The organism is Geothrix terrae (assembly GCF_022808775.1).
Taxonomy (GTDB): Bacteria; Acidobacteriota; Holophagae; order Holophagales; family Holophagaceae; genus Geothrix; species Geothrix terrae.
The window spans coordinates 519,808-536,835 of sequence record NZ_JAKZLA010000003.1 but is presented as its reverse complement, the minus strand read 5'-3'; the positions used below and the strand labels follow the sequence as shown (position 1 = coordinate 536,835).

Below are 17,028 nucleotides of genomic sequence, written 5' to 3'. Positions count from 1 at the left end.
ATGCTGGCCCGGTCACCTGTCAAGGCCGCCATGCCCGCTCCCCGCAAGAAGCCCCGCCGCCCCACTGAGCCGCTGTCCCCCGAGGTCTGGGTGAAGGCGGCCCAGGCCCTCATCATCCGGGAGGGGGTGTCGGCCGTGGCGGTGGAGCCGCTGGCCCAGGCGCTGGGGGTCACGAAGGGAAGCTTCTACTGGCACTTCGACAGCCGGGACGCCCTCATCAAGGCGGCCCTGGCGGACTGGGAGCAGGACCAGAGCGCGGACGTGGTGGCCCGCTACGGGGGCATCGCCGACCCGCGGCGGCGCCTGCGGGTGCTGCTCTTCGCGGCCTTCGAGGACGTGGAGAACGGCCTCTTCTTCGCGGCCCTGGCGCTCTCCGGGGAAGACCCCCGGGTGGCGCCCTTCCTCCGCCGCGCCACGGAGCGCCGCCTGGCCTTCGGCGCGGAGGCCTTCCTGGCGCTGGGCCTGACGGAAACCGAGGCGCGCCAGCGGGCCCTGCTGGCCTATGCGGCCTATGCGGGCTACTTCCAGCTCCTGCGGGCTACCCCCAAGGCCGTGAAGGAAGTGACGGACCTCAGCGGCTATGTGCGCCAGCTGGCGGACGCCCTGGTGCCCGCGCGGGCTCCAAGGAGGGCTTGAACTCGGGCTCCGGTGGGCGTTCCATGGAGCCATCCCACGGTGATCCATGGCCGCCATCCTGATCGTCCCCGGCTACCAGAACTCCGGCCCTGGCCACTGGCAGAGCCTGTGGGAGGGCAGCCTCCGGGACGCGAAGCGGGTGGAGATGCCCAACTGGGAGTTCCCCCGCAAGGTGGAGTGGGTGGAGGCCCTGGACGAGGTCATCGCCGATTGCACGGAACCGCCCATCCTCGTGGGGCACTCGCTGGGCTGCCTGGCGATCGTCCACTGGGCGAAGGACCACGACCGCGAGATCCGCGGGGCCCTCCTGGCGGCGCCCACGGATGTGGAGCGTCCGGATGTGCTGCCCCTCCTGCGCGGCTTCGCGCCGATCCCCCGTCAACGGCTGGCCTTCCAGGCCATCCTGGCCGCCTCGTCGGACGATCCCTTCCTGGCCCCGGCCCGGGCCCACGCCCTGGCCTCGGACTGGGGGGCCCGGCTGGTGGACCTGGGGCCCTGCGGGCACCTGAACCTGGCCTCGGGCCACGGCCCCTGGCCCCGGGGCGAGGGGCTGCTGGCCGACATCCGTTAGCGGGTTGCGGAAGGGGGCCCCGGCATGGGAAGGTGGAGGTTCCGATGGAGGAGCGGTCCCCATCAGTACCAGTGGCGAGGGCGATGAACCCGATGACCCGGTGGGAAAGGGGAGGATCGCCGAAGGGTTCGCGAGTCATCGGCGCGGCCCCTGGACGTCGAGGCGAAAGCCCGGCGGCTGTCGTGCCGGTCACCCGGCGCGGAGGGCCTGAGGCGCGGCGGCGGGATCCTTCCCACCGCGTTCCTGATGGCACCGTCGGCCCGCCGAGGTTTCCATGAACGCCACCCCCGCTGATCTCCGAAGCTGGCTCACCGGCAGCCTGCGGCGGCTCTGCGCGCAGGAGACGACCTCGGGCCGGGAGGACGCGGGCCTGCCGGAGCTCCGGAAGCTTCTCCGAGAGCTCGGCGCCACGGTGGTGGAGCAGCCCGTGGCTGAAGGCCGCACCAACGTGCTGGCCACCTGGGGCCGGCCGAGGGTCCTCTTCTCCACGCACCTGGACACGGTACCGCCCCACCTGCCGCTCCGCCTGGAGGGCGAGGTCTTCCATGGCCGGGGGGCCTGCGACGCCAAGGGCCAGGTCGCGGCCCAGCTCGGGGCCGTGCGGACCCTGCTGGCCGAGGGCCGGGAGGGCCTGGCCTGGCTGGGGGTGGTGGGCGAGGAGACGGACAGCGCCGGGGCCACCGCGGCCCTGGGTTTGGCGGACCGGCTGCGGGACCTGCGGGTCCTCATCAACGGCGAGCCCACGGACCTGAAGCTGGCCACGGGCCAGCGAGGGGCCCAGCACCTGCACCTCCGCTGCGTGGGCCGCGCCGCCCACAGCGGCAGTCCCGAACTGGGTCGCGATGCCGCCTGGCCCCTCCTGGACTGGCTCCAGCGCCTGCGCGACCAGGCGCGCCCCGTGGACCCGGCTTTGGGTCCGGAGGTGTGGAATCTGGGCATCCTCCACGCGGGCGAAGCCCTCAATTCCATCCCCGCCTCCGCCGAGGCCCGGCTCATGATCCGCACCCTGCCCGGGAGCACCTTCGTGGACGAGGCGCGACGCCTGGCCCCGCCCGAGGGCACCCTGGCCCTCACGCTGGATGAGCCGCCGGACCGGTACCCCGAGATCCCCGGCTTCGAGCGCGCCCCCATGCCCTTCGGCTCCGACGCCCCCACCCTGCGGGCCCTGGTGCCGGACCGCACCGTGGTGCTGGCGGGGCCCGGCAGCATCCGCGTGGCACACACGCTGGAGGAACGCCTCAGCCTCGCCGACCTCGAGGCGGGGGTGGAGCTCAACCACCGACTGGCCTTGCACTTCCTGGGAGACTGAACCATGACCGCCAAAATCCCCGTCACCGTTCTGGGCGCCACCGGCGTCGTCGGCCAGCGCTTCGTGCGCCGGCTGGCCAACCATCCCCTCTTCCGCATCGAACACCTGGCCGCCAGTGAGCGCAGCGCGGGCAAGCGCTACCGCGAGGCCTGCGCCTGGCGCCTGGACGGCGAACCCTACGGCGGCCTGGGCGACCAGGTCATGGCCGAGGGCACGCCGGAGTTCGCCCTCTCCCCGGTGATCTTCAGCGCCCTGGACACAGGCCCCGCCAAGGAGCTGGAGCCCGAGTTCGCCCGGGCCGGCGCCATGGTGTTCTCCAACGCCGCCGCCTTCCGCATGTCGCCGGAGGTCCCGCTGCTGGTGCCCGAGGTGAACGCGGACCACCTGGGCCTGCTGGACGTGCAGCGCCACCACCACGGCTGGAGCGGCGGCATCGTTACCAACGCCAACTGCACGGCCACGGTGCTGGTGATGGCGCTGGCGCCCCTGCACCGGGCCTTCGGCATCGAGGCCGTGATGATGACCTCCATGCAGGCCATCAGCGGCGCGGGCTATCCCGGCGTGGCCAGCCTGGACATCCTGGGCAACGTCATCCCCTTCATCCGCAACGAGGAACCCAAGGTGGAGGAGGAGACCCCCAAGATGCTGGGCCGCTTCACGGGCAAGGAAGTGGAGCTGGCGCCCATGCTGGTGAGCGCCCTCTGCCACCGCGTGCCCGTCATCGAGGGCCACACGGAGGCCGTCAGCGTGAAGCTGAAGGGCAACCCGTCCCTGGAGGCCGTGCGCGACGCCTGGCTGAGCTGGAGGCCCGAGCCCCAGCAGCTCAAGCTCTTCTCCGCGCCCGCGGTGCCCATCCATGTCCACACCCTGGAGGACCGCCCCCAGGTGCGCCGCGACGTGGAGAAGGATGAGGGCATGAGCGTGCACGTGGGCCGCTTGCGGCCCTGCCCCATCCTGGGCGTGAAGTTCGCCCTCCTCGGCCACAACACTGAGCGAGGGGCGGCTGGTGGCAGCATCCTCAATGCGGAACTCGCCCATGCGAAGGGGTACCTCCGATGATTCGTACATCCATTCGTCCCTCGCACGTGTTGTCTGGCAGCCCGCGATCGGACATGCCATCAAGGCATGTCCTCCTGCTCCCCGCTGCGTGGGACCGCAGAGCGGGGCCCCCCCGAGCGGGGGCGGCCGGTAGCAGCATCCTCAATGCCGAACTGGCCCACGCGAAGGGGTACCTCCGATGATCGTCCTCAAGTTCGGTGGCAGCAGTGTGGCGGACGCGGCCTGCATGCGGCAGGTGGCAGGCCTGGTGAAGGCGGCGCTCCCCCAGGCGCCCCTGGTGGTGCTGTCCGCCATGGGCAAGACCACCAACGGCCTCTTCGATGCCGCCAAGGCGGCGGAGGCGGGCGACCTGGGTGGCGCCATGGAGCGGCAGCGCAAGCTCATGGCCGCGCACCGGAAGGCGGCGGAGGATCTCTTCGCCGGCGAGGTGCCCGAGGACCTGGACGCGGCCCTGACGGACCTCTTCGGTGAGCTGGAGCTGCTGCTCCGCGGCGTGGCCATGCTCCGCGAGCTGAGCCCCCGCAGCATGGACGCCATCGCCTCCCTGGGCGAGCGGCTGTCCACGCGGATCTTCGCGGCCTTCGTGGGCGGCGCCTGGGTGGACGCCCGCACCGTGCTGCGCACGGACGCGGTCTTCGGCGAAGCGGCCCCGCAGGCGGAGGCCATCAAGGCCCTGGCGGCGGAGCACCTGAAGCCGCTGCTCGGATCGGGCCGATCCGTCATCACCCAGGGCTATATCGGCGCCACGGAGGACGGCCTCACCACCACCCTCGGCCGCGGCGGAAGCGACTTCTCCGCGGCCCTCTTCGGCGCGGCCCTGGGGGCGGCCGAGGTGCAGATCTGGACGGACGTGGAAGGCGTGCTCACCTGCGACCCCCGCATCGTCCCCGAGGCCCTGCCCATCCCCGAGCTGAGCTTCGCGGAAGCCGCCGAGCTGGCGGCCTTCGGGGCGAAGGTGCTGCACCCGGCCACCATCCAGCCCGCCGTCGAGGCGCGCATTCCCGTCACTGTTCGGCATACGCAAAAACCGGAGGGCCGGTTCACCACCATCTCCGCCGAGGTCCGCACGGGCCGGCCCATCACGGCCCTGGCCAGCCGCGGGCCCGTGACGGTGCTCACGGTGAGCAGCTCGCGCATGCTGGCCCAGAGCGGCTTCCTGGCCCGCCTCTTCGAAGTGTTCGGGCGGCGCGGCGTGAGCGTCGACCTCGTCGCCACCGCCGAGGTGAGCGTCTCCCTCACGGTGGAGGCGGACATGCCCCTGAAGGCGCTCATCAAGGACCTCTCGGCCTTCGCCACGGTGGAGGTGAACGAGGACCGGGCCATCATCGCCGCCGTGGGCGAGCGCCTCAAGTCCACGCCGGGCCTGGGCGCGCGCCTGCTCTCGGCCCTGGGCGACATCAACGTGGAGATGATCAGCATGGGCGCCAACGAGATCAACCTGAGCCTCGTGGTGCGCCGGGAGCAGGGCGATGAGGCCCTGCGGCGCCTCCACAAGGTGCTGGTGGGAGGGGCGCCGTGACGCTCCGCCTCGGGCTCTTCGGGAAGGGCCGCCTGGGCTCGGCCATCGCCGCCGAAGCTGGACCGGCCCTGGTCTGGCACGTCGGCCGGGGCGAGACCCCGGCGCCCAGGGCCGACGTGGCCCTCGACGCCAGCGTGGCCGAGGCCGTGGAGGCGCACCTGGCCTGGGCCCTGGAGACGGGCACGGACCTGGTGATCGGCACCACCGGCTGGTCCTTGCCCGATCTTGAGACCCGGGTCGCCGGCCGCATCGGCGTGCTGACCGCCTCGAACTTCTCCTTGGCCGTGGCCCTGATGGCCCGGATGGCCACCGTGCTTGGCCGTTTCGCCGCCCTGGACCCCGCCCGGGATCCCTACCTGGTGGAGCATCACCACCGGCTCAAGGCCGATGCGCCCTCGGGCACCGCCAAGACCCTGGCGGCGGCCCTGATGGCGGGTTGCCCCCGGAAGACGGAATGGACCCTCGGCACCCCGGCGCCCCACCAGCTGAGCCTGGGGGTGGTCCGGGCCGGCGCCGAGTTCGGCACGCACACCGTGGGCCTGGACGCGCCGGCCGAGGTGCTGGAGCTCACGCACCGGGCCCGGTCCCGCGCCCCCTTCGCCCAGGGCGCCCTGGCAGCCGCCCAGTGGCTCCACGGCCGCAAGGGCGTCTTCACCATGGATGACCTCGCCGCGGATCTGCTCGATCCCCTCTTTGTGTTTGGAGGAAGACCATGACCCTCGATCTCTCCGGCCTCGCCGTCGCCCTGGCCACGCCGTTCAAGGCCTCGGGCGAGGTGGACCTGCCCGCCTATCGCAAGCTGGTGCGCCACGTGGTGGCCGGCGGCGCGGACTTCCTCGTGCCCCTGGGCTCCACCGGCGAGGCCGCCACCATCCTCGACGCGGAGCGCGACGCCATCATCACGGCCTGCCTCGAGGAGGCTGGCGGCCGCCCGGTGGTCGTGGGCACGGGCCACAACGCCACCCGCCAGGCGGCGGCCCTGACGAAGCGGGCCCAGGCCCTGGGGGCCCAGGGGGCCCTGGTGGTGACGCCCTACTACAACAAGCCCACGCCGGACGGCCTGGTGGCCCACTTCGCCGCCGTGGCCGAGGCCGCGCCGGGCCTGCCGATCGTCGCCTACAACGTGCCGGGCCGCACGGGGCTGAACGTGACCCCGCCGGTCCTGGCGCGGCTCTGGGAGAACCCCCAGGTGGTGGCCGTGAAGGAGAGCAGCGGCAACCTCGCCCAGATCGCGGAGATCGTCCGCCAGCTGCCCAAAGGGAAGGTCCTGCTGTCGGGCGACGACAACCTGGCCGTGGCCTCCATCGCCGTGGGAGCCTCGGGCCTGATCTCGGTGCTGGGCAATGCGCTGCCCCGGGAGACCGCCGCCCTGGTCGCCGCGGCCCGCCGGGGAGACCGCAAAGAGGCCATCCGCCTCCACCAGCAGCTGCTGCCCCTCATGGACGCCCTGTTCCTCGAGAGCAATCCCATCCCGCTGAAGGCCGCCCTCCGCATGCTGGGCCTCTGCGGAGAAGGACTGCGCCTGCCCCTGGTCCCCGCCGTCGCCGCCACGCGCACCCGCCTGGCCGAGGCCCTCTGCCTCTCCACCGAGGGCACCTTCCCCGGAGTGATCTGATGGTCGTCGACCTGGATACCGTCCACCACTTCTTCAGCCGTTCCCCGGAGGAGCTGGCGAACGATCCCGAAGCGCCGGCCATGCACCAGGTGCTCCTCTCCGCCCTGGAGAGCGGCCTCGTGCGGGCCGCGGAACAGCGGCCCGACGGCAGCTGGCAGGCCAACCCCTGGGTGAAGCAGGCCATCCTCTGCGGCTTCCGCCGCACCAACCTCGTGGAGATGCCCGGGCCCGGCTTCCCCATGTTCGACAAGACCGCCTACCCGGCCCGCCACTTCGGACTGGAGGACGGCGTGCGCCTCGTGCCCGGCGGCTCCTCCGTGCGCCGTGGCGCCCACATCGCCAAGGGCGTGGTGATCATGCCCCCGGCCTACGTGAACGTGGGCGCCTTCGTGGACGAGGGCACCATGGTGGACAGCCACGCCCTGGTGGGCAGCTGCGCCCAGATCGGCAAGCGCGTGCACCTCTCCGCCGCCGCCCAGATCGGCGGCGTGCTGGAGCCCGCGGGCGCCCGGCCCGTGGTGGTGGAGGACGACGCCTTCGTGGGCGGCCTCGTGGGCCTGTTCGAGGGCATCGTCGTCCGGAAACGGGCGGTGCTGGCCTCGGGTGTGGTCATCACCGGCAGCACTGTGATCTACGACCTGGTGCACGGCCGGGAGCTGCGCCAGGAGGTACCGGAAGGCGCCGTGGTGGTGCCGGGGTCGCGCCCGGCCTCGGGCGACTATGCCAAGGCTCACGGACTCCAGGTGTCGGCCCCCTGTATCGTGAAGTACCGCGACGACAGGACCGACGCGGCCACCGCCCTGGAACAGGCGCTGAGGTAGCCCTGTTCCGGCCCGACCGAGAGAAGCCATGAAGCCCGCCTCCCGCCTATCGCTGCTGAAGCCCTCTCCCATCCGCGCCATCACGGACGGCACACCACCCGGGGCCATCCCCCTGGGCTTGGGCGAGCCCACCTGGGACCTGCCGGAGGTGGGCCGGAAGGCCCTGCTGCGGAGCCCGGGCCCCTGTCCCTACGTGCCGCACGTCGGCCTCCTGGACCTGCGGAAGGCCGTGGCCGCCTTCCACGGCGCCCATGTGGACGAGGTGCTCATCACCACGGGCTCCCAGGGGGCCCTGTTCTCGCTCTTCCAGGCCTGGGTGGACCCGGGCACGAAGGTGCTGGTGCCCGATCCCGGCTTCGTGGCCTATCCGGCCCTTGCCCTCATGGCGGGCGCCGAGGCCGTGCCCTACCCACTGTCCAAGGACCGCTTCCGCCTGGATGCGGAGGCCCTGATCCGCGTGCTGGACGCCACGCCGGACGTGTCTGCGGTGGTCCTCAACCTGCCCTCGAACCCCACGGGCGGCGGCGGGAGCCTGGCGGCCCTCAAGCGCGTGGCCGACGCCTGCATCGCCCGCGGCGTGCTACTCATCTCCGACGAGGTCTACCGTGACCTGCACTTCGGCACCCGCTGCCCCAGCCTGCGGGACGTGACCGACCGCGGCGTGGTGACCAGCTCCGTCAGCAAGGGCTGGGGCGCCCCGGGCCTGCGCGTGGGTTGGGCCGTGGGCGATCCCGCCTGGCTCCTTCCCGCCCGCACGGTGCACGGCTACGCGGTGACCGGTACGGCCACGCCCGCGCAATGGGCGGCGCTGGCCTTGATCGAGGATTCCGACACGGTGCTCGCCGAGGCCCGCGCCGCCGTGGGCGAGCGTTGGCAGGCCCTGGCCGAGGCGCTGCGCGAGGAACTGGGCCAGGCCCCGGCCCCGCCCGATGGCACCTTCTACCACTTCATGGCCCTGCCCGAGGCGGCCCATGCGGATCCCGTGGCCTTCTGCCTGAAGCTGCGCGACGAGGCCAAGGTGGTGCTCATCCCCGGCCTGGCCTTCGGCGAAGGCGGCCGCGGCCACGCCCGCCTCAGCTTCGCCGCCACGCCCGAGCAGCTAAGGGAAGGCGTGCGGCGGCTGGCGCCGTACTGGAAGCACTGACGAGGGCGTTCTCCGTGGTTCGAGGTTCCCATGCTATTCGCGCTCGATGATGCTCAATGCCAGTCCCTCGCCGAGACCCACGGCACGCCCTGCTTTGCTTATTCGGGAGCGGTGGCGGAGGCGGGCTTTCAGGCTCTGCGGGCGGCATTGCCGGCCCGGGTGCGGGTGGCCTATGCGGTGAAGGCCAACCCGCACGCGGATCTGCTGAGGTGTTTCGCGGCCCAGGGCGCGAGCTTCGACTGCGCCTCCATCGGGGAGCTGGAGCGGGTGGAGGCGCTGGGCCTGCCGGTGGGCCGCACCTTCTTCGCCGGGCCGGGCAAGCGGGAACCCGAGCTTCAGAAGGCCCTGGAGCTGGGCGTGCGGGTGCAGGCCGAGGGCTTCGAGGACCTGGCCCGCATCGACGCCCTGGCCACCCGGGAGACGGCGGTGAACCTGCGGGTGCACCCGGCCTTCGACATCGATGAGGGCAACCGCATCATCGGCGGCAGCGGGCCGTCGGCCTTCGGCGTGGACGAGGAGGACGTGCCGGCCCTGCTCGAGAAGGCCGCGAGCCTGACGCACGTACGCATCAAGGGGCTGCACGTCTTCGCCGCCAGCAACCAGCGGGATGCCGCCAAGCTGAAGGCCATCCACGGCGCGGTGCTGGACCTGGCGAAGCGTCTGCACGAGGCCCATGGGCTGGCCTTCGAGCAGATCGACCTGGGCGGTGGCCTGGGCGTGCCGTACGCGCCGGACGAAGCGCCCCTGGACCTAGTGGGTTTTGGACATGGACTGTCCGATCTGCTGACCCAGCACGCCTGGTTCACGGGCGAGCTGATCCTGGAGCCGGGCCGGTTCCTGGCCGGCCCCTGCGGCATCTACCTGGCCCGGGTGGTGCGCCTCAAGGAGAGCCGCGGCACCCGCTTCGCCATCCTGGAAGGCGGCATCAACCACCTCATCCGGCCCCTCCTCACGGGCCAGCCGTTTCCGGTGAAGGCTGTGGGGAAGGGCGAGGGGACCGTGCATTACACGCTGGCCGGGCCCCTCTGCACCAGCCTGGACCGCCTGGGCGAGGTGCGCCTGCCGGAGCTGGCGGCAGGGGATCTGCTGGCCTTCGGCACCGCCGGCGCCTACGGCCTGAACGAGGGCATGACCCACTTCCTGAGCCACCCGGTGCCGCCGGAGGTCTGGGTGGCGGGCTGATCCCCGCAAGATCCGGGTGGGTGCGGGTCGTCCGTGATCGCATCTTGGCCTGGGAGGTCCTCATGTCCAGCAGCGACTACAGCCGGGTGGAGCGGGCCATCCGCTTCCTCGCCGATCACGCGGAGGAGCAGCCGAGCCTGGAGCAGGTGGCGGAGGAGGTGGGCCTCAGCCCCTTCCACTTCCAGCGGCTCTTCCAGCGGTGGGCGGGGGTGAGCCCCAAGCGCTTCCTCCAGGTCCTGACCCTGGCGGAGGCGAAGCGCATGCTCGCCGAATCCCGGAGCCTGCTCGAGGTGAGCCACGCGGTGGGCCTCTCGGGCCCCGGCCGCCTGCACGACCTCTTCCTCGCCCTCGAGCGGATGACCCCCGGGGAGTACAAGGCCCAGGCCGGCGGCCTCACGATCCACTGGGGCGTGGAGGAGACGCCCTTCGGCCCGGCGCTCTTCGCGGCCCTCGACCGGGGCCTCTGCGGCCTGACCTTCCTCGGCGAGGATGGCCGCGACGGCGCCCTGGCCGAGCTCCAGGCCCGCTGGCCCGGGGCACGCCTGGAGCGAGGGGACGCGCTCGTCCGCCCCTATGCGGAGGCCTTCGAAGCCCGCATGCGGGATGGCGTGGGCCAACCCCTCAGCCTCGTCCTCAAGGGCACGCCCTTCCAGCTCCGGACCTGGGAGGCGCTGCTGCGGGTTCCTCCGGGCCAGGCGGTGTCCTACCGCGACCTGGCCACCCTGTCCGGCGCCCCGGGTGCGGTGCGCGCCGTGGGCACGGCCGTGGGGCAGAACCCCATTGCCTGGCTCATCCCCTGCCACCGCGTCATCCAGGCCACCGGGGCCCTGGGCCAGTACCACTGGGGCGCCACGCGGAAGCAGGCCATCCTCGCCTTCGAGCGGGCGAGGACGGCCTGAGCCCTTCCTGAGCCTCTCCTGAACCGGGCCTCAGGAGGCCGCCACGGGCGGGCGCCAGGCCCGGGCCAGGCGGGAGGGCAGGAGGGGCGTCCCGCCCAGGCCGAAGAAGTCGCAGAAGCTCATGATCAGGGGCTGCCAGAGCTGGGGATCGATGTAGTCCCCTTCCCGCGGCATCATCAGGGCCTCGTCGATGTGGACGCGGACCACCTGGGTCTCGATGGCGGCCAGGTGGCTGTCCTCGCCGCCGATCCGACGGATTTCGCGGACCCGGGCCTCCAGGTGGACGGGGCACTCCAGAGCTCTCGGCGGCTTCACCAGGTCCGCGGGGACCGGGGTCAGGCCCGCAGCCTCGAACTTCCGAGGCTCATGCCGGTAGCCCATGGCGGCCTTGTAGGGCGGCACCGGATCGCTCCCCGTGAGGAGCGCCAGGCGGTCCACAGCGGCCACCAGCGTCTGGGAAGGGAGGTTGAGGACGCACTCCCCCTCGCGGGCGAGGTTCTCCACGGTCCGCGACCGGCTGCTCATCCCCAGCTGGCAGGTGTCCCCCAGCCACCAGGCCGAGGACATGGGCGCCAGGTTGGGCGAGCCATCGGGATTCAGCGTGCTGATGAGGACCACCGGGGTCCCGAAGTACAGCATCTTCGGACGGACGACCTTGTGCATGGCGCACCTCCCAGGCGGGAGGCGGAAAGGGCTCCCGTGGACCCAGCATCCGGCGCGCCAGCGCCCCCGGGCGACCCGGTTCTTGCCGCGACATGGGTGGCGGGTGGTGGTCCGCGGCCTAGCCGAGCAGCGGAAGCCAGGCCGCCTGCTGCGACTTGGGCAGGGTCTTCATGCGCTCGAGCAGGAGCAGGCGCGCCTGCCAGGACTTGTCGCTGGGGAACAGGGCCCGGCCCTGGCGCAGGTCATCCGCGGCCTCGTCCCACTTGGCCTGGCCGGCATGGGCCGCGCAGAAGGCCAGGTGCAGACGGGCCGCCTTGGCGCGGAGCGCGGCATCATCGGGCTGGGCCCGCAGGAGCGCGTCCATGACCTTGGCTGCGGCGTCGAGATCGCCGACCTGGAGGTGCTTCTGGAACTCCGGGAGGCTCGCTCCGGCGGCCCCGCCGGGCAGGGCGGCCTTGGCCTTCTCCAGCAGCTGGGCGGCGGCGGCGTCGCCAGGATTCTGGGCCAGGATGAACTGGGCCCGGAAGTAGGCCCGGAGTGGGTCCGTCTCCAGGGCCGACTCGCCCTCGCGGAGGATCGCCGCGGGCGTTTCGGTGAGGTCGGGTGACTGGGCCTGCTGGGCGACGGGAGCGATGGCCGCCTGGCGGGCGGCCTTGACGGCCTCCTTCAGCTCCTGGTCCCTGCGGTAGGAGTGGATCGCGTAGAGGGTCAGGGCCAGCGTCAGGGCGCTCCCCCCGGCGATGGCCCAGACCTTGGGTTCCCGGAGCCAGGGAAGTCGGGACGAAGCCTCCTGCAGGCGAGCCGGAAGGCTGAGGCCTTCGCGGAGGGCCGGGGCGCTGCGGGTCATGGAGGCGGGAGGCTCCACGCGGCCGGGATCGGTGACGATGAGGGTGGGCTCCTCCTCCACCATGGCGATGCGGTCCGGGAGGTCCAGGCTGATGCCGGAGCTGGAGGATCCGGCCTGGGGCCGGGGCCGCCGGCAGCGTTCGAGCCCCGCCAGGGCCTCGGGGTTTCCGGGCGCCAGCCGGAGGGCCTGCTGATAGGTGAAGGCGGCCTCGTCGGGGCGCTGGAGCGTCAGCAGGTGCTCGGCCTGCCGGAGCTTGAGGGCCAGGGCCTCTGCCTCGGGGGCCGGAACCTGGGCGGAAGCAGCGGCGGGGCTTGCGGCCGGCACGGGAATTGGCGCGGGAGGCGGGGGTTGGACGGGCGCCGGCTGGGCCGCGGCCTGGGTCACCTCTATCCGTGCCTGGCGGAGGTACCCCCGGATCTCCTCCCGGTGGGGTTCCACGGCGAGCACATGCTCCCACTTGGAGATGGCCTCTTCCGTCAATCCCATGTCGTAGAGCTGGACCGCCTCGCGAAGCAGCTTGTCCACGTCCTCGTCGGCCTGGGGGGGCTTCTCCTCGATGGGGGCGGCTGGAGCCGATCCCTGCAGGGGCGGGAGCCCGAGCTCGCGGCGGGCGCCATTGGCGTAGCCCAGGGCCAGGCTCTGGGTGGGATCGAGGGCCAGGGCCTGTTCCCACTTCTGGAGGGCGTCGGCCACCTGGCCCATGTCGTAGAGCGTGCAGCCCTCGATGACCAGCCGTTCGGGTTCCACGTGGGCGGAGGCCGGGGGGGGCGGGACGGGTGGTAGGGGAGCGGGGGGAGCCGGGGCCGGAGCGACCGGCGGAGGCGGTGGAAGAGGCGAGGGAGGAGGTGGGGGAAGGGGCGTGACTGGCACGGCGACGGGGGGTGCGGGCGCGGGGAGCGGGGGCTGGACCGGCTCGGAGGGGGGTGCCGGAGGGGCGGGCAGGGCCGCGGCGGTCGCGGCGCGTTCCTCCTCCTGCCGCTGGACCAGCAGGCGGTCGCGCAGGGCCAGGAGGCGCTCCCGGGCTTCGGCGTGGGCGGGCTGCTGCTTGAGGATCGCCTGCCAGATCTGTCCGGCCTTGACGATCTCGCCCTGGGCGAACAGCTGGTCCGCCTGGCGGAGATAGGGCGCGTAGGGATCTGGCGTCATGGCTTGGCTCGGTTCAGGTCGTGGGAATGGCGGAATTCAGTGCAGCGGGTACTCGGCGGTATTGCGCACCAGCAGCATGAAGGTGCTGTTCCCGCAGGTGAATTCCTGCTGGCTGACGAGCTGGACCGGACCTGTGATGCGTTCGCCGTTGACCTGGGTGCCGTTGGTGGAGTCCTGATCGGTGATCCACACCGACCCGTCCGCCCGGATCTCCAGCAGTGCATGGCGGCGGGAGGTCTCGGGATCCTGGGTGATGACGTCGCCTTCCTCCCGCCCGATGACGATGAGGGGCCGCTCCAGCACCTGCACGGTGGAGGCCTGCGGACCGGTGAGGAAGGCCAGGCTGAACTTGAGCCCCGCGGGCAGGCCGCCCGGCTGGATCCCGGCGGCCGCCAAGAGGGAGTCGCGGTCCCGGCGGGCGGTGGACCGGGCGGAGGCCAGCGTCGCCTCCATGACGGGATCCTGCTCGGGAAGGGGGGCGGTCATGACCAGGGGCCGGGTCGGCGGCGCGGGACTGGGCGCGGGAATGGGCGCCGGCAACGCCTGCGGGGCGGGAACCGCCGGCACCGCCGGGTTCGCCACCTCGAAGACGTGGGCACACTTCGGGCACTTGAAGCGCTTGGTCCGGGCTTGGCCGAACCGGCTGTCGTCGTACTGGAAGCGGGCCTGGCAGGCCGAGCAAACCACAATCATCGGGCCCCCGTCTGATCTCCTGTGCAGTCTACCGCTACTTCTTGCGGGTGGCGAAGAAGCTGAAGTCGCTCTTCAGGGGAATGCCCTCGGGAAGCTTGAAACCGGTCACCGCGGCCGGCAGGGCCTGGTTGATCCGGAGCGGGCCCAGCTCCACCAGCCAGGAATCCCCGCTGCGCTCGACCCACTGGACCTGACGGGGCAGCCAGGTCTCCTTGTCCACCCAGAGGTTCAGGGCCTGCATCCGCTTGCGCATGGACAGGGTGCGGGGCGTCATGGCCAGCAGCCAGGCGCCGGTGGGATCCTTGGATTCCCCCAGCTGGATCTGGAAGTACTCCGACAGGTAGCTGAGCCTCTGGCCCAGGCCCAGGAACTTGCGGTTGGCGTTCTTGATGAGACCGATCTTCATCAGCTCGCCGGCGCGGGCCTCCGGACTGTAGGAGATCAGGGCCTTGGGCGTGAGGTGGAGGATCAGATCCTCCGGCGGCTGGAAGGCGAAATGGGCGAAGTCGGAACCCTGCAGGTAGAGGGTCCCCTTCGTCACGGAGGGAGTCTTCAGCAGGGCCCGGCGCAGGGTCAGGGTGAAGGGGCACTGCAGGGTCTGCACCTGGGCCTGGGCGGCGTCGAAGCGCTCCACGGCCTCGCGCAGGGAAGGAGGAGTCCCCTGTCCCGCGAGGGGCAGGACCAGGAGGAGGTGGGCCAGGGCGCGTCGAAGCATCGGTCTCCTTGGGGCCTCAGGCCACGGCCGGGGGCAGGGTGAGGGGGTCCCGCTGGTGGGCCAGGTGGAGGGCCACGTCGGTGCCGCGGAGAACCTCCTCCGCGGCGAAGCGGGCGAGGCCGGGATCGTTGTTGGATTCACTCAGGTGCGCCAGTACGACCTGCTTGAGGCGGGGCGACAGGACCCGGCCCAGCAGCTCGGCCATGGCGGCGTTGCTCAGGTGCCCCACGCGGCTGAGGATGCGCGCCTTGAGCTGGGGCGGATAGTCCCCCTCGCGCAGCATGTCCACGTCATGGTTGGCCTCCAGCACCAGCAGATCCAGATCCTGGAGGTGGTCCGCCACGAGGGCCGTGGGATGGCCGAGGTCGGTCACCACGGCCGCGGCGGTGGCCCCCGCCTCGATCCGGTAGGCCACAGGGTCCTCGGCGTCGTGGGGCAGGGCGAAGGGCAGCAGGCGCCAGCCCTCCCAGTCGCGGGGCCGGCCGGCCTCCACCTCGATCCAGCGGGAGGTCGGGATCTCGATCCCCTGGATCCGCTCAACGGCCTCGCGGGTGGCGGCGGTGGCGACGATGGCCCAGTCCGTGCGCCGGAGGATCACGCCCACCGCGGCGATGTGGTCCGAGTGCTCGTGGGTGAGCGCCAGGGCGCGCACGGAGCCTGAGTCCAGTTCCAGCGACTCCATGCGCCGGCGGATCTGGAGCAGGGAGATGCCCGCGTCGATGAGCAGCGTCCGCCCTCCCTCCGACAGGGCGTGGCAGTTCCCCTTGGAACCCGAGGCCAGGGCCGCGTAGTGCATGGCCCAGGATAACGCCTACACTGACCGCATGAGCCCTTCCCTCCGTCCCTCCACCACCGCTGACCTGGACATTCACGTGGCCCATCGCGTGGCCTTGTTCCGCGACATGGAGAAGGCCTCCGAGGACGGGCTGCGGCGCATGGCGGACACGTTCCGCGTCCAGCTCCGGAACTGGATGGTGTCGGGGCAGTGCCGGGGCTTCCTGGTGGAGGAGGACGGCCGGCCCGTGGCCGGGGTGCTCCTGCTGATGAAGGAGTCCCTCCCCACGCCGGTGACGCCGCTCTCCGTCCGGGGTTACCTCTTCAACATCTACACGGAGCCTTCGCACCGGCGCCAGGGCCTGGCCGCGCGGCTCACGGACGCGGCCCTGGACCTGGCCCGCGAATGCGGACTGGAGATCATGGAGCTGCATGCGAGTGTCGAGGCGGAGGGCCTCTACCAGCGCATGGGCTTCGTGCCCACCAGCGAGATGCGCCTGGTGATGGGGGCCGGGATCAAGACGCCGAAGCAGTGGAAGCACCGCCGCTAGGCCGGCCTTTCCACCGCCACAACCCGAGCACGACCAGGCTGCAGACCAGGGCGCAGACCCCGCTGGCCTCCAGGCCGAAGGCGCCCCCCGTCAGCCATTCCGGCCGGCCGTGGAAGACCGGCGTCCACCATCCCGGGGCCTCGGTGCCGCTCACGCCGAACCCGAGGAGGTTGCCCTGGGTCCAGTTCCACCCCAGGTGCACGCCGATGGGAAGGGCCAGGCTGCCCGTGCGCCGCCAGCAGAGCCCGAGGAGCAGGGCCGCCAGAGCGATGTTCAGGGTGGCCCAGGCCTTCGTGGCGCCGGTCATGCCCGGGTTCCCCCAGTGCACGATGGCGAAGGCCAGGGCGAAGAGGGCCTGGGTGAGGCTGAAGCCCAGGCCCCGGACGGCGCGCTGGAAGGCGTAGCCGCGGAAGAGGATCTCCTCGAAACAGGCCACGGCCAGGAAGAGCCAGGCTCCCGCCGCCAGGTCGGCGGGACCCGTTCCGGGCGTCCGGACCCAGTGGAAGCCGCCCAGCCCGCGGATGAGCCCCGCGGTCGCCAGCATCAGGAGGCAGCCCCCCGCCGTGCCCACGAGGATCTCCCGCAGGAAGCGCCAGTCCGGGCGGAGGCCCACCTCGGCGAGGGACGCCCCTTCCGCGCGGAGGCAGAGCCAGGTGACGACGAGCACCAGGGCGACATCGAGCCACCGCCCCGGGAGCAGGGTCCCCCAGGCGGCGGGCCAGAGGCGGGCGAGGGGGGCCGCGCCGGAGGCGGCGAGGCTGAAGAGGGCGACGAATCCGAGCACCTTCCAGCCGTTGCGGACCGCGCCACGGCCGTCGATGAACACAGTGCGCATGGGGCTCCTGGAGATCGGGGCAGGGCGCGGGCTGGTCCCGCGCCGAACC

Annotated in this window: 18 protein-coding genes and 1 riboswitch; of the genes, 12 read left to right on the top strand and 6 right to left on the bottom strand. The window is 72.2% G+C overall.

What is annotated here, in order from left to right; genetic code table 11:
• Nucleotides 1–30: 30 nt before the first annotated feature.
• From MLE42_RS08395 to MLE42_RS08345, 11 genes are all read left to right on the top strand, one after another.
• Complete coding sequence (locus tag MLE42_RS08395) at nucleotides 31–636, top strand: TetR/AcrR family transcriptional regulator (protein ID WP_243287423.1); 606 nt, start codon at nucleotides 31–33, stop codon at nucleotides 634–636.
• A gap of 46 nt (nucleotides 637–682) precedes the next feature.
• The gene (locus MLE42_RS08390; RefSeq protein ID WP_243287422.1) at nucleotides 683–1,207 is read left to right on the top strand and encodes an RBBP9/YdeN family alpha/beta hydrolase; all 525 of its coding nucleotides are present in this window, start codon (nucleotides 683–685) and stop codon (nucleotides 1,205–1,207) included.
• Nucleotides 1,208–1,244: 37 nt separating this feature from the next.
• Nucleotides 1,245–1,424, top strand: a riboswitch (Lysine riboswitch).
• A gap of 57 nt (nucleotides 1,425–1,481) precedes the next feature.
• Nucleotides 1,482–2,516, top strand: a complete 1,035-nt coding sequence (locus MLE42_RS08385; RefSeq protein ID WP_243287421.1) for a M20/M25/M40 family metallo-hydrolase — start codon at nucleotides 1,482–1,484, stop codon at nucleotides 2,514–2,516.
• Between the two features lie 3 nt (nucleotides 2,517–2,519).
• Nucleotides 2,520–3,575, top strand: a complete 1,056-nt coding sequence (gene asd / locus MLE42_RS08380; protein ID WP_243287420.1) for an aspartate-semialdehyde dehydrogenase — start codon at nucleotides 2,520–2,522, stop codon at nucleotides 3,573–3,575.
• Between the two features lie 178 nt (nucleotides 3,576–3,753).
• Nucleotides 3,754–5,094, top strand: coding sequence for a lysine-sensitive aspartokinase 3 (gene lysC, locus MLE42_RS08375; RefSeq protein WP_243287419.1), 1,341 nt, complete (start codon nucleotides 3,754–3,756; stop codon nucleotides 5,092–5,094).
• Nucleotides 5,091–5,810, top strand: a complete 720-nt coding sequence (locus MLE42_RS08370) for a 4-hydroxy-tetrahydrodipicolinate reductase (protein WP_243287418.1) — start codon at nucleotides 5,091–5,093, stop codon at nucleotides 5,808–5,810. Before lysC ends, MLE42_RS08370 begins: the two co-directional genes overlap by 4 nt.
• Nucleotides 5,807–6,709, top strand: a complete 903-nt coding sequence (gene dapA / locus MLE42_RS08365) for a 4-hydroxy-tetrahydrodipicolinate synthase (RefSeq protein ID WP_243287417.1) — start codon at nucleotides 5,807–5,809, stop codon at nucleotides 6,707–6,709. Before MLE42_RS08370 ends, dapA begins: the two co-directional genes overlap by 4 nt.
• Nucleotides 6,709–7,530, top strand: a complete 822-nt coding sequence (locus tag MLE42_RS08360; protein ID WP_243287416.1) for a 2,3,4,5-tetrahydropyridine-2,6-dicarboxylate N-succinyltransferase — start codon at nucleotides 6,709–6,711, stop codon at nucleotides 7,528–7,530. Before dapA ends, MLE42_RS08360 begins: the two co-directional genes overlap by 1 nt.
• 28 nt (nucleotides 7,531–7,558) lie before the next feature.
• On the top strand, nucleotides 7,559–8,674 hold the full coding sequence (locus tag MLE42_RS08355; RefSeq protein WP_243287415.1) for a pyridoxal phosphate-dependent aminotransferase: 1,116 nt from the start codon (nucleotides 7,559–7,561) through the stop codon (nucleotides 8,672–8,674).
• A gap of 30 nt (nucleotides 8,675–8,704) precedes the next feature.
• A complete protein-coding gene (locus tag MLE42_RS08350; RefSeq protein ID WP_243287414.1) occupies nucleotides 8,705–9,856 on the top strand; it encodes a diaminopimelate decarboxylase family protein in 1,152 nt (383 codons plus the stop codon).
• A gap of 62 nt (nucleotides 9,857–9,918) precedes the next feature.
• Nucleotides 9,919–10,755 (top strand): bifunctional transcriptional activator/DNA repair enzyme AdaA, encoded by an 837-nt coding sequence (locus tag MLE42_RS08345; protein WP_243287413.1) that lies wholly within the window; start codon nucleotides 9,919–9,921, stop codon nucleotides 10,753–10,755.
• Nucleotides 10,756–10,785: 30 nt separating this feature from the next.
• Here MLE42_RS08345 and MLE42_RS08340 read toward each other — a convergent pair whose 3' ends face one another.
• From MLE42_RS08340 to MLE42_RS08320, 5 genes are all read right to left on the bottom strand, one after another.
• A complete protein-coding gene (locus MLE42_RS08340) occupies nucleotides 10,786–11,418 on the bottom strand; it encodes a flavin reductase family protein (protein WP_243287412.1) in 633 nt (210 codons plus the stop codon).
• Nucleotides 11,419–11,536: 118 nt separating this feature from the next.
• The gene (locus MLE42_RS08335) at nucleotides 11,537–13,411 is read right to left on the bottom strand and encodes a hypothetical protein (protein WP_243287493.1); all 1,875 of its coding nucleotides are present in this window, start codon (nucleotides 13,409–13,411) and stop codon (nucleotides 11,537–11,539) included.
• A 36-nt stretch (nucleotides 13,412–13,447) separates the two neighbouring features.
• Nucleotides 13,448–14,104 carry an FHA domain-containing protein gene (locus tag MLE42_RS08330; protein ID WP_243287411.1) on the bottom strand — a complete coding sequence of 219 codons (657 nt, stop codon included), beginning with the start codon at nucleotides 14,102–14,104 and terminating at the stop codon, nucleotides 13,448–13,450.
• Nucleotides 14,105–14,138: 34 nt separating this feature from the next.
• The gene (locus MLE42_RS08325; protein WP_243287410.1) at nucleotides 14,139–14,819 is read right to left on the bottom strand and encodes a LolA family protein; all 681 of its coding nucleotides are present in this window, start codon (nucleotides 14,817–14,819) and stop codon (nucleotides 14,139–14,141) included.
• Nucleotides 14,820–14,835: 16 nt separating this feature from the next.
• Nucleotides 14,836–15,615 (bottom strand): MBL fold metallo-hydrolase, encoded by a 780-nt coding sequence (locus MLE42_RS08320; RefSeq protein WP_243287409.1) that lies wholly within the window; start codon nucleotides 15,613–15,615, stop codon nucleotides 14,836–14,838.
• 28 nt (nucleotides 15,616–15,643) lie between these two features.
• Here MLE42_RS08320 and MLE42_RS08315 point away from each other — a divergent pair, with 28 nt between their 5' ends.
• Nucleotides 15,644–16,144: a GNAT family N-acetyltransferase gene (locus MLE42_RS08315; RefSeq protein WP_243287408.1), complete on the top strand. Its 501-nt coding sequence runs from the start codon at nucleotides 15,644–15,646 to the stop codon at nucleotides 16,142–16,144.
• Here the strand turns inward: MLE42_RS08315 and MLE42_RS08310 are convergent.
• Nucleotides 16,110–16,979: a CPBP family intramembrane glutamic endopeptidase gene (locus MLE42_RS08310; protein ID WP_243287407.1), complete on the bottom strand. Its 870-nt coding sequence runs from the start codon at nucleotides 16,977–16,979 to the stop codon at nucleotides 16,110–16,112. The genes MLE42_RS08315 and MLE42_RS08310 overlap by 35 nt on opposite strands.
• Nucleotides 16,980–17,028 lie beyond the last annotated feature (49 nt).

Coding starts and splice junctions, on each gene's coding strand:
- dapA (WP_243287417.1), top strand. CDS start 5,807: ATGACCCTCGATCTCTCCGGCCTCGCCGTCGCCCTGGCCACGCCGTTC.
- MLE42_RS08385 (WP_243287421.1), top strand. CDS start 1,482: ATGAACGCCACCCCCGCTGATCTCCGAAGCTGGCTCACCGGCAGCCTG.
- MLE42_RS08395 (WP_243287423.1), top strand. CDS start 31: ATGCCCGCTCCCCGCAAGAAGCCCCGCCGCCCCACTGAGCCGCTGTCC.
- MLE42_RS08340 (WP_243287412.1), bottom strand. CDS start 11,418: ATGCACAAGGTCGTCCGTCCGAAGATGCTGTACTTCGGGACCCCGGTG.
- MLE42_RS08345 (WP_243287413.1), top strand. CDS start 9,919: ATGTCCAGCAGCGACTACAGCCGGGTGGAGCGGGCCATCCGCTTCCTC.
- MLE42_RS08315 (WP_243287408.1), top strand. CDS start 15,644: ATGAGCCCTTCCCTCCGTCCCTCCACCACCGCTGACCTGGACATTCAC.
- MLE42_RS08335 (WP_243287493.1), bottom strand. CDS start 13,411: ATGACGCCAGATCCCTACGCGCCCTATCTCCGCCAGGCGGACCAGCTG.
- MLE42_RS08390 (WP_243287422.1), top strand. CDS start 683: ATGGCCGCCATCCTGATCGTCCCCGGCTACCAGAACTCCGGCCCTGGC.
- MLE42_RS08320 (WP_243287409.1), bottom strand. CDS start 15,615: ATGCACTACGCGGCCCTGGCCTCGGGTTCCAAGGGGAACTGCCACGCC.
- MLE42_RS08330 (WP_243287411.1), bottom strand. CDS start 14,104: ATGATTGTGGTTTGCTCGGCCTGCCAGGCCCGCTTCCAGTACGACGAC.
- lysC (WP_243287419.1), top strand. CDS start 3,754: ATGATCGTCCTCAAGTTCGGTGGCAGCAGTGTGGCGGACGCGGCCTGC.
- MLE42_RS08350 (WP_243287414.1), top strand. CDS start 8,705: ATGCTATTCGCGCTCGATGATGCTCAATGCCAGTCCCTCGCCGAGACC.
- asd (WP_243287420.1), top strand. CDS start 2,520: ATGACCGCCAAAATCCCCGTCACCGTTCTGGGCGCCACCGGCGTCGTC.
- MLE42_RS08360 (WP_243287416.1), top strand. CDS start 6,709: ATGGTCGTCGACCTGGATACCGTCCACCACTTCTTCAGCCGTTCCCCG.
- MLE42_RS08310 (WP_243287407.1), bottom strand. CDS start 16,979: ATGCGCACTGTGTTCATCGACGGCCGTGGCGCGGTCCGCAACGGCTGG.
- MLE42_RS08325 (WP_243287410.1), bottom strand. CDS start 14,819: ATGCTTCGACGCGCCCTGGCCCACCTCCTCCTGGTCCTGCCCCTCGCG.
- MLE42_RS08355 (WP_243287415.1), top strand. CDS start 7,559: ATGAAGCCCGCCTCCCGCCTATCGCTGCTGAAGCCCTCTCCCATCCGC.